We start from the raw sequence: 13,177 nt of genomic DNA on the forward strand, positions 1-13,177 counted from the left end.
TAATGTTAGCCATTCTAACTTTCCACTGCGCCTAGTCAAGCAAACGATTTTTGATGAATCACGACTGTTGTTGAACAATCATTTGCGCAAATGAGAAGCGATGCTTATCCAAAAAAGCCCGAATCGCTAATCAATGTTTTGCCCGATGCGCCATAGCACGCCTGACGGATCAATCAGACAAAAATCGCGCATTTTCCAGGCTTGCTTTTCTATCTCTGTCATCTTGACGTCGTACTTTTCTAGCACACCGCTAGCCTGTATGTGCTGCCACCATGCATCGACATCTTCGACCAGGATGTGCATCATGAAATTGTCTGCAAACGATTCGGCGCAAAAGTCTTGCAGCAGAAAACTCACATGACCAAGATGAAAGTAGGCGATACCATCGCCGTCGGATGCCATTGTGAAGCCTATATCTTGGTAGAACTGTTTCGAGATATTGAAATCTTTCGCTGGCACGAAAGCCTTGATTTCGGTGATGCGCAGATTTTTCATTGGAGCTTTCTTGATGGCTTGATGATGAAAATAGTTGTTCGCGTTTGCTTTTTGAATGAGGGAATTTAAAAAAACCGTTAACAAACCTTCTAAAGGCTTCTGCGAAATTCCTTGCGCATTAGAGCGACGCATGAAATCTTAAACTGAAAGGAGCATTCTAGTCGTCTAGCATCGAGAGTCAAGAAACATGTCGAACAACATCGGTACACAAGCTTGCGGTGATTTGCGAGCGAAGCCACAACCGTAAGTAATTTAGTCAGCGTCGCCGACTAAAGCGAAGGACAACAAGGCGTACTAGCAATGACAAGGCTGTTACCCATCTTGTCTTAGCGATTTTTCCACTTCGTAAGTTTTGTTCTCCATCAAAGTGGACAGCAAGGGTCCACTGTACGGGCTGTGTATTGGAAGTTTTAGTGATCCGCGTGAGCCGAACACTGGCATCGTGTGCCAAGGGATCGATGGATTTTTCTTTTACATAAATCGTCGAGGGAGTGAAGTGAACTTTCGCACCGAGTAAGTCAAGCTGCACAGCACCAGGAAGCACGTCACCATTCGCTAGCTGATAATTTGCCGCTACCAGATAACTGCCAAATGCACCCAAGGCCAAGGCTTCCTCGCAGGGCTTGACGTAGGACTCATCATAATCAGCATCGCTCTCCGCATCGCCGCAAAACTGCCAAACCGGGTGGGTTTTCAGATGACTCGCAGTGAGCATGTTGGCGGGGATGGGGTTTGTGTTGGGCATGTATTGAACTGGATGGATTGTTTGATGCGTTGGTGCGCTGTGAAATTTTTAATTCCTTTTGGGCGCACCGAAGTGCTTCTGTAGAAAGTGCAAGTCGGCGTTAAAACTAACGAGTATTTTGACGAAGTTTCCAATAGCCCGGGCGCCGTTTGTTATGGGCAATAGCCAATATGAAAATATCTTGTTCATCATGCTGGTAAATGATTGAATAGGGGAATCGTTTGAGGATGAACTTACGGAGGAATTGTCCAAGACGTGGTGGTGATTCTGGATGGATCTGAATGAATGTCACTGCGTTTTGCAGATCGGCGACAAACGATTTGCCCAAACCGATTACTTTGTCTTCATAAAACAAAGCAGCCTCAACAAGTTCTGTTTCAGCATCAGAATGAAACTGAATCTGCATCAGCTGAGACGACGACGCACATTGTTGAATACCTCATCTGCTGAAATCAAAGTTGCCTCACCGCGCTTGATCTCGGCTAGTCTTGACTCAGCCTCAATGCGCCATTCTTTCTCGATATCACCAGAATCTGTTGGTTCAAGCGTTCCAAGTAAAAACAGGACAAATTGCGCTCTTTCGTCAGCGGATAACAGAGATGCTTTTTGTTCTAACTCTAAAAGATTTAAGGACATTTTGTTCTCCTTCGAGCAGGTATAAACATAAAAGATTATACGTCACTTCAATAGTTGATCCCAAGCGAGCGGAAAAAACGTCTTGTCGCATAAGCTGCTCAAATAGTTCGGTTTAAGGCGTTGAATCTCAACACCCTTGTCGAGACAACTTCGCCACCTCTTGCACATGCTTCCCAGGTTTTGCGGCTGATGACAAAAGTAAAACGGTATCCGCATTGTTGTAACGCGATTTTTCCATCACGAGGTCGAGTTTGCCATCGCGGTCAAGGTCGCCAGCCCACGAGATGCTAATCGTATCGGTGAAATCGCTGTCGCCATTTTCTAAAGTATCGCCTAACCATTGCTGAATCCCGTTACCAAGCAAATAAACTTTACACTGCTGAAATTCTTCGCCCTTGGCTTTTTTCTTGCACTGATGTTGTACCGTGTACTTAGTGTTATCGAAACTAATGAGTTGATCACTGTCGGCCAAAGTAATGTTAGCTTGTTTAAGCTCACCCGTTTTCAGCCCTTCTCTTCGAATGATAAGAAAAGGTGCGGGTCCTTTCATCTCGACCAATTTTCCAGAGTACGACGCCTTATTACGCTCATCATCCATAATGCCGTCAAACACCGTTTTGATCGTAGGCGCAGCGACCTTTAGTTCAGCACGTTCGCCATTGACCATTAAAGCAAACCAATTTCTACCTGCCACATTGGGTACTTCGCCCTTATGAAAAGTGCCAACTTGAATGATCTCGGTCGGAGTCGTGTTGACTGCCATTGCCATCGGGATGAATAGTCCAAGAAATAGTGACGATAAAAGCGGTTTTGCTAAAGGCATGATGTCCTCATGTAATTTATGCGGCGATATGAAAGTAGGGTGTTGCTGTCATACACGTGTTACATAGTCTAACGTAGAAATTGAGCCGAAAACGGCGGCCTGCCGACGGTTTATGCCGCGGCTTTTGCACAAGAGCGACCTATTGCATTTTGAGTTGGCTACGCACAGAGATGCTTGTACTTGCTTGATACGCATGTGATTGCCGGAGCATAGAGAACTAGCATCAGCCCTACGGCGCTAAGCGGTACTAGCGCAAACACCTTACTCCAGCCAGTCAGCTTCCCAATTTCGATGTTCCCTGCAGAGATTGTGATTCTTGGAGCAAAGCAGCCGTACAGGCAAGCACACAGGAAAAACAGACCAAAGAATCGCGTGACACCGATAGCGCCGAACCAATGGTCGGTCGCAAGGGTAAGTGCAAAGACGATAGCCATTCCGATGTATTTGTGCATATGATTTCCTAGGACCTAATGCAGAGGCATCGGTATCGCTGCCACCAATAGACTAATGAAGAGTGCGGACGTCATTATTGAGCCTCAGACGACCGTTCTGTTATGTTGCGTTTCTTGATCCAAAACCACCATAGCGAGAAAATCATTGCTGCATACAGAAATAGAATGCTTAGTAAGCCCCCATCTTCTTGCGTTACCTCATACATCCCATTTGAATCGGTTGTGACGGTCACTGTCTCAGATGAAATTGGATCTGCCTTGATAATCAGATATGTGTTTGAACGTTTTTCATAAGAACCACTATATTCAGATTTCATTCCAGAAAGAAAAACCATTTCTCCGTGGTATTTGGATAGAGCTGCCTTCGCTTCTGGCCATGGATATAGAAATCCATAGAGTGCCATAAGCGGCAAAAGTAACAAGACCACAGGGCTAAGGTACTTAAAGAACGTCAAGAAGAATTTTTTTATCATTTGCATGGGTGATTCAAAGACACATAGCGTGAAGTTGAGGGGCGGCGCGCTTTTGCGCCTTCCCGCTTGAACGCAGGGTTAGGCATTTTCATTTGAATTCTTTTCCACTTTGACGACCAGTCCATTGAAAAATGCCACCACAAGCTCATTAAACCAAGAGCAAGCTTCTTTACATGTGGCTAGCTCACTGTCGGAAACTTCAAACTCTGTGGCTGTTTTGGGGTGTGTAATTCTGTTTCTTATTTCTTGTGCCGCCAAAAAGTTATCCCAAGCTACCGTGCCGACTCCCAAATTAAACTCTATACCAAAATATTTCGTCAAAACACCGAAGGTAAATCTAAAATTTTCGGGCAGCTTTAAATATTTTGTTTGTTCTTTAGTTTGGCCATTACGTTTCAACTCATAAGTTTTATCTGAAAGCAACGCATATTCAGCAGGCGATAATTTTTTGAATCTCCCCTCTGGTACTGGAGCGAATAACACGGTTTGCTTTAATACCCAAATGGAACCCTCAATCATCGCAAAAACATTTCTGACGTAGGCTCTGCGTGTAAATTGATTGTCTTCTTTATCTAGCGCTTGTTCTGCCCAATGTGCATCGTCAATCATGGGCATTAACCTCTCCTTGATGTCACCAAGTTTCACTATCGCTCCCAATGCCTAACGCAGAGGTGTAGGGATCGCCCACACCAGAAAATTAATAAAGAGAGAAACCGTCACTGGCGATTCCCCGACGACCGACCTGTTAGTTGATGAATTCTCCGAACCAGTAATACCATTCGTAGCCCTTAGCCTGAACTGTTTTTCCATTATTTACGACTCTTAGATCAGGTGATTTAACGATGTCTGCAATTTCTAATAGCGATTCTTTAAAATCTTCAATTTCGGTAATACCATAGAAATCGTGATGATCAGTTAAAAGGATATTGCCCTCTTTATCTTTGACCTCAAAAAAAAGCTCAGTTACTTGATAAGGCACCGTTACCAATACATCAAAATGTACGGCTTCAATGAGAATGACTAAAGCGGAGTCTTCAGTATTTTGCGTTACAACCACTGCGTCACCAATAATCTTCAGTATCTCTTGCTTATCCATAATTAAGGGCAACTAACGTGTTTTCCGCGACAGTTCGTCAAATAAACCCGACACAGTTCGCATAAAAAGTTTAATAAATATTCGTGAAACGCTTTTGTAGCAAGCTTCTTCAGGAATCCACGACATATTTAATCAGTGTTAAATTTTCTATGAAAACCGTCACTGATAAAGATGGCCATTCTATCAAGCCGTTTGGTCGAGTCAAGCGAACAATGCATGTGATGTAGGAGCGTCTTGTGTGGCAGAGCAGTTAGGGTGAATCTTTATCTTTCCTTGGCATTCGGCGCACCCGCACTCGCATAGACCTATACGCAGTTTACGTTGAGTCCACAGTTAGGGTGTGGCGCTCTACTTAGGTGCAGATAACACGACGATGTGAAATTCAGAGATTGACTTCACATGTGTATTGCACTGTTCAATAGTCTTTTAATGAATATAGAAAGTGGTTATGTCTAGATTGAGGCTATTTGTTGCTATTGGGATAATTACTTTTGCCTACCAATCACTGGAATCCACCAGCGAACACGCATTTCATTCATTGGTCTAAACGGTATTGGAAAGTACGCCACGATGTCTGGTTTATTTCCATCCCTTTCATACCCAGTTGCAGCAAACCATTCTCCATAAATATAACGATTTGTCTGCATTGAGGTTTTATAAGTGCAATAAAACTCTGCATAGGTGGCTGAAGGAACCAAATGGATTTCAAACCCATTTGCTTCCGATGCGTTTGTAGCTTCTAAACCCAGAACATCAATGAATTCGTTTCGATTTCCGTCTTGTTTCGGAAAATAAGCTGAGAGCAATGGAGCATTCGTTATTGGACCGGGCCGACCCATGTGTAGGTCTCCAAGTTTTTGATAGTCTTCTGAGTTGACATATTCTTTCCAGAACTTTGCACCATCTTTAACGAACTCTTCAAATTCAAAGCCTTTGCTTTTGCCAATGATGTTGAATTTTGGAATCTCAATTATTTTGTAGTTCATATTTTCTCCGCCTTGATTTTTTAATGGGAAGAAGACTCGGTTATATGAGGAAAGCGTTGCAGAACTTAGGCGAGCTTGATTTGGGTTTATTCCATGTAATTTCCGAAATGCACGAGTAAAAGCATTTGGAGATTCGTATCCGTATTTCAAAGCGATATCGAGGACACTTTTATCGGTGCTCAACAACTCAACTGCAGCCACTGTAAGCTTTCGCCTTCTAACGTACTCTGCACATGTAACTTGAAAGCTAGCAAAAAACATTCGATGGAAATGATACTTAGAGCAATATGCTTCTTTCGCGATGTTTTCGACATTGAGTGCACTTTCTAAATTACTTTCAATGTATTCAATTGCCAGATTCATGCGTTGTGACCAGGTCATACTTTCTAAATCTCCTATTGAGCGTGCATAGTAACTAGTCAATCGAACGACGGTCTCACCTTTTCTTGCTAATTTTTGCCATGTATAAAAAATCTATTAAAAGTATTAGTGATGAAGATGGTGATTCTATCAATCACTTTACTCGAGTCAAGTAAATAAAATACGAGCAATGGATTAGTAGGGGCCATGACAATCCAGCAGTTGCAAGTGCATGACTTTCATCCATATTATCCTTGTTCAGTATCTACCACCCGCAGCTCCTTTGACATTTTACGTATGCGGTTTGGGCTGAGATCAGGGATAATATCGGATTACCTCTATTGCTCTCTGAAAGCACGCTATGTCTAACCAATTTGCTCCGCTCAAAAACGATACCTTTTTACGCGCCTTGTTGCGTCAAGAGACTGAATACACGCCTTTGTGGTTGATGCGTCAGGCGGGGCGTTATTTGCCAGAGTATCGTGCTACGCGTAAGGGTGCTGGTTCGTTTATGAGTTTGGCGAAAAATCCGGATTTTGCGACCGAGGTGACGATACAGCCTTTGGATCGTTTTAAGTTGGATGCGGCGATTCTGTTTTCGGACATTTTGACTGTGCCTGATGCGATGGGCTTGGGCTTGTACTTTGAAGAAGGCGAAGGCCCTAAATTTGAACGTCCTTTGAAGGATGAAAAGTCCATTATGGATTTGAAAGTGCCGGAAGAGGGTAGCTTGCAATATGTGTTTGATGCCGTGACGCAGATCCGTCGTACTTTGGATGGTCGTGTTCCTTTGATCGGTTTTTCTGGCAGCCCGTGGACTTTGGCTTGTTATATGGTGGAAGGGCAGGGTTCGCGCGAGTTTCATGGTGTGAAGACCTTGATGTATAAGCGTCCCGATTTGATGGATCGCATTTTGACTTTGAATGCAGAAGCAGTGGCGACCTATTTGAATGCGCAGATTGATGCGGGTGCGCAGGCTGTGATGATTTTTGATAGCTGGGGCGGCGCTTTGGCGGATGGTGCTTATCAACGTTTTTCATTGAAATACATGCAAGACGTGGTCAGCAAATTGCAAAAAGAAAAAGATGGCAAACGTATTCCTTGCATCGTCTTCACCAAAGGTGGCGGCTTGTGGTTGGAGCAAATTGCCGATATCGGTGCCGATGCATTAGGTCTGGATTGGACGGTTAATTTAGGTCAGGCGCGTGTGCGCGTTGGCGACAAAGTGGCATTGCAGGGTAATCTTGATCCAGCAGTCTTGTTCGCTGAGCCAGATCAGATCCGTAAGGAAGTGACGGCCGCTTTGCATGCGTATGGCAAGCCAAGTGCGGGTCATGGTCATGTGTTTAATCTTGGTCATGGTATTTCTCAATTTACATCACCAGATGCCGTGAGCGTTTTGGTTGAGACCGTGCATGAAGTTAGCCGTCAGCAGCGCCAAGGCTAAGTGCCTACTTTAAAAAGCGTCGTGATGTTATAAATATTTTATGTGCGATGGCGATGTAACTGGTATGAGCTTGGTTTGCCTTTGGATTGGAAGTGCTATGCCAGTTAGCTACTTATTTTCGCCTTATCGCTGGTGTTTAAAAGCTATATCGAATGTTCAAGCTTGATGATTCGTCATGTTGCTACGCAAAACATAGCGACGGTGCGGCTTAGCGGACATAATCACGGATAAAGCGAGTAATTTCGCGGTGGATAAGTCGGCCTTTGTACTAGATTTTTTAGTAGTTATTCACAAAAAAAGACACACAAAAAAATAATATGGAAATTTGTTTTTCGCTTCAAATTGTTTTTTGTAAGTCATTGTTTATAAACAGAATTTTTTGTGCATCGCAATTGTGCATTCTGTTGAAACCCGCATAGAGACTAGGCTGGCGGCTTGTCAAGATGCCTTTGTCCACAAAGTTATCCACAGTTTATGTGGATAGAGTAAAAAGAGCTTATGAAACCGATAGTTAGCGCATTACCTCAAGCCTTACATTAAGTTCGTGGAACCTATTTACCTTACTATCGCCCTAGATACCCCCCTTGACAGACTCTTTGACTATCGTTGGGAGCCTGTCGCGGACGAAGCGCTGCCGCAAGTAGGGCAAATTGCTTGGCTGCCTTTTGGCAGACAAGAAATTGCGGGCTTAATCCTGGCGGTTGGTTCACAAACCGAAGTGCCTGCCGATAAAATTAAATCAGTGTTGGCAGTGCGTCATCAGTGTCCTGCTTTAGATAGTCGCTGGATTGACCTATGTCGATTCGCAGCTGATTACTATCAACGGCCTTTAGGCGAAGTGGCGATTCCAGCTTTGCCGAAAAATCTGCGGGTGCCAAAAGCGACTTCACTTGATCGCAATCTGAAGAAACTGGCGAAGCTTGCTCCCGCGCAGGATGCGAGCGCGGTACAAGAACCTGCATTAAATGCACAGCAGCAGACTGCGGTTGATGTCATTTCGGCCAATACCGCATTCACCGCATACTTGTTACATGGCGTGACGGGTAGTGGTAAAACCGAAGTCTATTTGCAAACCGCAGCACGTGTTTTGGCGCAGAGTCAGCAAACGCAGGTCTTGATTTTGGTGCCAGAAATTAATCTGACCCCGCAGTTAGAGGGCAATATTCGCAATCGCTTTCCGGGTTTGCAGATCGCGACTTTGCACAGTGGCATGGCTGAAGGTGAGCGCTTGCTCCATTGGTTAGCCGCGCACACAGGTCAGGCAAGAATTATTCTTGGAACTCGATTAGCCATTTTGTCCTCTTTGCCGCATCTCAAATTGATCGTGATCGACGAGGAACATGATCCTTCCTATAAGCAACAAGAAGGCTTGCGTTACTCCGCTCGCGATTTGGCGGTTTGGCGTGCGCATCAATTGGGTATTCCGGTCGTGCTGGGTTCTGCTACGCCGTCTTTGGAAACATGGCAACACGCAAAAGCGGGGCGTTACCAAAAACTTGAACTCAGTGAACGCGCCGTCCAGGCAGCGGTTTTACCCATTGTTAAGATTATTAACACCGAGCGAGAAAAGCCGTCTGAAGGCTTAACGCAAAGATTGGTTTCCGCGATTCGACAACGTTTGGAGAAAGGTGAGCAATCACTACTCTTCCTCAATCGTCGTGGTTATGCACCCGTAATTCATTGTGATGCTTGCGGTTGGATTAGCAATTGCACGCGCTGTACCGCGCATTTGGTGATGCATAAATTGGATAAGAAACTGCGTTGCCATCACTGCGGATTGGAGCAAAGGATTCCACGTGCTTGCCCAACTTGCGGCAATATTGACTTGCAGCCATTGGGACGCGGTACGCAAAGATTGGAAGAGGGCTTACAAGTTCTTTTTCCTGAAGCCAGAGTTTTTCGGATTGATGCCGACTCAACTCGATTGAAGGGAAGTGCTGAAGCAGCGTTTGATACAGTGCACCGTGGCGAGGTGGATATTCTGATCGGCACACAAATGGTGGCAAAAGGGCATGACTTTAAGAACTTAACTCTCGTTGCGGCATTGAACCCCGATAGCGCTTTGTTCTCGCAAGATTTTCGTGCCAGCGAGCGCTTGTTCGCACAACTAATGCAGGTCGCGGGGCGCGCTGGACGTGCCGCACAAAAAGAGGGTGGTAATGCCAGTGAGGTATTGATTCAGACCCGTTATCCCGATCATCCTTTGTACCATGCATTGATGGCACATAATTATCCGGGATTTGCGGACGATCTCTTAGAAGAACGTCAACAGGCAGCGATGCCACCGTTTATCTATCAAGCGCTATTGCGTGCCGAAGCAAAAGAGTTGGAGACTGCAATCCTGTTTTTGAAAGACGCGGCAAATTGTACGCCGCACCATGGAATTACGATCAATGATCCGATTCCGATGACGATGACCCGCGTGCACAATGTGGATCGTGCGCAGCTCTTAGTGGAATCGACCTCACGACCGGCATTGCAAGCCTTCTTAAAAGAATGGATCACCGATCTGCGGGCGTTGAAGAGCCGTGTGAAGTGGGGCGTGGAAATTGATCCTGTCGATATCTAAGTATTATCTAAGAGTTAGCTAAGTATAAGAAATTACATCTGAAGTATTCGCCGCGGCACTTTAGATTTTGCAACTCAATTGCATTAAGGGCATAATGGCATTTTGTCGACTTGTATGAGTACATCACTTTTAGCGCAATCTGCTTAAACTTTGCGCAGATGTTCGTGTAGCAGAGAGTAAGCCAACAAAAGTCAACCTAAGCCAAGCGGAAATAAGCAAAAAACAAGCAAAAGATCAGCATGAAAACAAAGCCTACTATTTCCATAGCATCGGATTCTGTTCAAACAAATATGGCTTTAGCGGAAGTCAAGCTAAGGGCTGCACGAGTACGAGTCACGCAAGCGCGCTTAGAAGTATTGAGCCTATTGTGTGCGCAGCATCGGGCGATGTCGCATACAGAAATGCAAGACGCAATGCCGCAAATGGATAGAGTGACTTTATATCGCGCGCTGGATTGCCTAACCGAAGCAGGCTTGGCTCACAAAATCGCCAGTGATGACAGAGTTTTCCGTTTTAGTTCAGGCAGTGAATCGGCGCAGACCACAGACGAGAAGCAGGCTGGTGGGCATGCGCAGCATCATCATGGACATTTCAAATGTACCCGTTGCGCTAAAGTTTTCTGTCTGGAACAACCAGATAGCAATCACAGCTTGCGCGATCAGTTGCAAGAAACGCTGGCATCGACAGCCCTTAAAGGATTTCAAAGTCACGATATCGAAGTCACCATCAAAGGATGGTGTAATCAATGTAGTCTGGCTTAAATTTTTATTACTTAATTAGAATCCATCATGGCATTAATTCCCACCACGATACTGACCGGCTTTCTCGGCGCTGGCAAAACCACTTTATTAAACCGCATTTTGCAGGAACAGCATGGTTATAAGATTGCTGTCATTGAAAATGAGTTTGGCCAGGAAAACATCGACAATGAAATTCTGGTGCAAGACAGCAATGAGCAAATTATCGAAATGAATAATGGCTGTATTTGTTGTACGGTTCGGGGGGATTTGATCGTCGCACTGAATACCTTGACGCAAAGAAGAAACGCGGGGGAACTGCAATTTGACCGCATCATCATTGAAACCACGGGTTTGGCAAATCCTGGTCCGGTCGCACAGACCTTTTTTGTAGATGAAGAAGTGGGTTTGCATTACATGCTGGATGCGGTGGTAACCGTTGTTGATGCCAAACATGGCATGATGCAATTGGACGAACACGAAGAAGCGCAGCGTCAGATTGGCTTTGCAGACAAGATTTTGTTGTCCAAGGCGGATCTAGTAAGCACCGAAGAATTGGCTTTACTTAAGAGTCGCATCATTAGAATGAATCCACGTGCGCCAATTAAGGCGGTTGATTTTGGCAAAATCGCGATCGCTGAAGTGCTGGACTTAAAAGGCTTTAATTTAAATGCAAAATTGGAACTCGACCCTGATTTTTTAGCCGCTGAAGAGCATCACGAGCACGACCATCATCACCATGACGAGCATTGTGAAGAGGACTGCTCACATGCGCATCACGAGCACGACCATCATCACGCACATCACTCTGACGATGTTGCTGCTTTTGTCTATAAAGCTACACGTCCTTTTAATACGGAAAAACTCGATTACTACCTCGGTGGTTTGGTACAGGTTTATGGTCCACGTATGCTCCGCTATAAGGGAGTGTTGTATATGGAACACGCTGACCGTAAGGTGATTTTCCAAGGAGTGCACCAGATCATGGGCACCGACATAGGGGGAAAATGGGCGGACAATGAAATCAAAGAAAGTAAAATGGTCTTTATTGGTAAAAATTTACCGAAAGAGATTTTTATTCAAGGTTTAGAGCAATGTTTGGTATAAACTAGCGCCCTATTGAATTGAAACAGATTCTTTTCTGTCTTAATTGAATAGATTTGTATGCGGAACAAGCACGCTATATACTTGTCCTTGAGGGAAAGTGTGGGTAGCAACATTCCAATAAAGAAGAGTGTTCAGCCGCACTTGCGTATATTAACCCGTTGTATCGAAAGTAAGCGAAGTGGCAACTAAATCATCTAAATCAACTGCACCCGCTGGTGCACCTGCAGCCCTCCTCACAGAAGAAGAAATCTTGAAGATGGGTGAGAAGGACTATATGAACGACGCGCAATTGGCGTTTTTCAAAGCCCGTCTGCAACAACTTGAAAAAGATTTGCTGAAGAATGCCGACGAAACGACTGAGCATTTGCGTGAAACGGTCTTAGTACCTGATCCAGCAGATCGCGCGACGATTGAAGAAGAGCATTCTTTAGAGTTGCGTACCCGTGACCGTGAACGTAAATTGTTACGCAAAGTGCAGCAATCCATTGCCGCCATTGATGCTGGCGAGTACGGTTGGTGCGAAGAAACAGGCGAGCCAATTGGCGTACCACGTTTGATGGCACGTCCAACAGCAACCTTGTCTTTGGAAGCGCAACAACGTCGTGAGTTGAAACAAAAATTATACGGAGACTAAGCAAATCGCTTTGCTTGTCACTGACAAAAAATGCGCAGAATTTCCACTGCGCATTTTTTTATGCATCAGCACTGCAACTTTGTTGCACTAAGATTGTCATACAAAGTCGCTGGCCGTCATGCTTATCCTTGCCCTTGTTGCGATAAAATGCCAGACAATTGATAAGAAACAGATGTATCACTTCGATATGATCCCGTATGCGAAATTTGTCGATAAAAAATAGACGCTTGAAAGCCATAGTCCTGCTCTGGACTATGTTGCTTGTTCTATTGTCGGCGCAATGGTTAGGTTTCGCGCATCGGATGTCACACATCAGCACCAATACAGGTGAAGTGATGACCTTGGCATCGGATGGTGCGCATTACTTGGGTGTTCAAAAGCTCAGTAATGCGAATGAATCTAGCTTGCATTCTTGTATCTTGTTTGATGCTGCCAGTATTGCAGATGGCTTGCAACATACCATCGTCGTCTTTGCCGCCTCAGCCTTTGCAGATTTACCGGCAGTTCAGCCACGTATCTTTCCTTGGTTGGCGGCTTTTAGTGCTTATTTTTTAAGCCGCGCCCCTCCTTTCTGAAAACACGCTGTCGAGATCATTCGCAGCCATATTGTTGACCAA

General features: G+C 44.9%; 15 protein-coding genes. 6 read left to right on the plus strand and 9 right to left on the minus strand.

The window, feature by feature from the left end:
• Positions 1 to 126: 126 nt before the first annotated feature.
• The 9 genes from H8K33_RS13535 to H8K33_RS13575 all read right to left on the minus strand — a co-directional run bounded on the left by H8K33_RS13535 (position 127) and on the right by H8K33_RS13575 (position 6,087).
• Complete coding sequence (locus H8K33_RS13535) at positions 127 to 627, minus strand: VOC family protein (RefSeq protein WP_246443600.1); 501 nt, start codon at positions 625 to 627, stop codon at positions 127 to 129.
• 124 nt (positions 628 to 751) lie between these two features.
• Complete coding sequence (locus H8K33_RS13540) at positions 752 to 1,240, minus strand: hypothetical protein (protein ID WP_186891567.1); 489 nt, start codon at positions 1,238 to 1,240, stop codon at positions 752 to 754.
• A gap of 106 nt (positions 1,241 to 1,346) precedes the next feature.
• On the minus strand, positions 1,347 to 1,646 hold the full coding sequence (locus H8K33_RS13545) for a type II toxin-antitoxin system RelE/ParE family toxin (protein ID WP_186891568.1): 300 nt from the start codon (positions 1,644 to 1,646) through the stop codon (positions 1,347 to 1,349).
• Positions 1,646 to 1,876, minus strand: a complete 231-nt coding sequence (locus H8K33_RS13550) for an addiction module protein (protein ID WP_186891569.1) — start codon at positions 1,874 to 1,876, stop codon at positions 1,646 to 1,648. Before H8K33_RS13550 ends, H8K33_RS13545 begins: the two co-directional genes overlap by 1 nt.
• Positions 1,877 to 2,003: 127 nt before the next feature.
• The gene (locus H8K33_RS13555) at positions 2,004 to 2,699 is read right to left on the minus strand and encodes a hypothetical protein (protein ID WP_186891570.1); all 696 of its coding nucleotides are present in this window, start codon (positions 2,697 to 2,699) and stop codon (positions 2,004 to 2,006) included.
• 526 nt (positions 2,700 to 3,225) lie between these two features.
• The gene (locus H8K33_RS13560; protein WP_186891571.1) at positions 3,226 to 3,630 is read right to left on the minus strand and encodes a hypothetical protein; all 405 of its coding nucleotides are present in this window, start codon (positions 3,628 to 3,630) and stop codon (positions 3,226 to 3,228) included.
• Between the two features lie 72 nt (positions 3,631 to 3,702).
• Positions 3,703 to 4,239 (minus strand): hypothetical protein, encoded by a 537-nt coding sequence (locus H8K33_RS13565; RefSeq protein ID WP_186891572.1) that lies wholly within the window; start codon positions 4,237 to 4,239, stop codon positions 3,703 to 3,705.
• A gap of 130 nt (positions 4,240 to 4,369) precedes the next feature.
• A complete protein-coding gene (locus H8K33_RS13570) occupies positions 4,370 to 4,720 on the minus strand; it encodes a hypothetical protein (RefSeq protein WP_186891573.1) in 351 nt (116 codons plus the stop codon).
• Between the two features lie 485 nt (positions 4,721 to 5,205).
• Complete coding sequence (locus H8K33_RS13575; protein ID WP_186891574.1) at positions 5,206 to 6,087, minus strand: AraC family transcriptional regulator; 882 nt, start codon at positions 6,085 to 6,087, stop codon at positions 5,206 to 5,208.
• 340 nt (positions 6,088 to 6,427) lie between these two features.
• Here H8K33_RS13575 and hemE point away from each other — a divergent pair, with 340 nt between their 5' ends.
• The 6 genes from hemE to H8K33_RS13605 all read left to right on the plus strand — a co-directional run bounded on the left by hemE (position 6,428) and on the right by H8K33_RS13605 (position 13,135).
• Positions 6,428 to 7,513: a uroporphyrinogen decarboxylase gene (gene hemE / locus H8K33_RS13580; RefSeq protein WP_186891575.1), complete on the plus strand. Its 1,086-nt coding sequence runs from the start codon at positions 6,428 to 6,430 to the stop codon at positions 7,511 to 7,513.
• 544 nt (positions 7,514 to 8,057) lie between these two features.
• Positions 8,058 to 10,082: a primosomal protein N' gene (locus tag H8K33_RS13585; RefSeq protein ID WP_186891576.1), complete on the plus strand. Its 2,025-nt coding sequence runs from the start codon at positions 8,058 to 8,060 to the stop codon at positions 10,080 to 10,082.
• Positions 10,083 to 10,321: 239 nt separating this feature from the next.
• Positions 10,322 to 10,843 (plus strand): Fur family transcriptional regulator, encoded by a 522-nt coding sequence (locus H8K33_RS13590; protein ID WP_186891577.1) that lies wholly within the window; start codon positions 10,322 to 10,324, stop codon positions 10,841 to 10,843.
• 27 nt (positions 10,844 to 10,870) lie between these two features.
• Positions 10,871 to 11,926, plus strand: coding sequence for a CobW family GTP-binding protein (locus H8K33_RS13595; protein WP_186891578.1), 1,056 nt, complete (start codon positions 10,871 to 10,873; stop codon positions 11,924 to 11,926).
• 178 nt (positions 11,927 to 12,104) lie between these two features.
• The gene (gene dksA / locus H8K33_RS13600) at positions 12,105 to 12,560 is read left to right on the plus strand and encodes an RNA polymerase-binding protein DksA (RefSeq protein ID WP_186891579.1); all 456 of its coding nucleotides are present in this window, start codon (positions 12,105 to 12,107) and stop codon (positions 12,558 to 12,560) included.
• A 254-nt stretch (positions 12,561 to 12,814) separates the two neighbouring features.
• Positions 12,815 to 13,135: a hypothetical protein gene (locus H8K33_RS13605; protein ID WP_186891580.1), complete on the plus strand. Its 321-nt coding sequence runs from the start codon at positions 12,815 to 12,817 to the stop codon at positions 13,133 to 13,135.
• The last annotated feature ends 42 nt before the right edge of the window (positions 13,136 to 13,177 follow it).

This window comes from Affinundibacterium amnicola (assembly GCF_014284275.1).
In the GTDB taxonomy this organism is placed as follows: Bacteria; Pseudomonadota; Gammaproteobacteria; order Burkholderiales; family Burkholderiaceae_D; genus Undibacterium; species Undibacterium amnicola.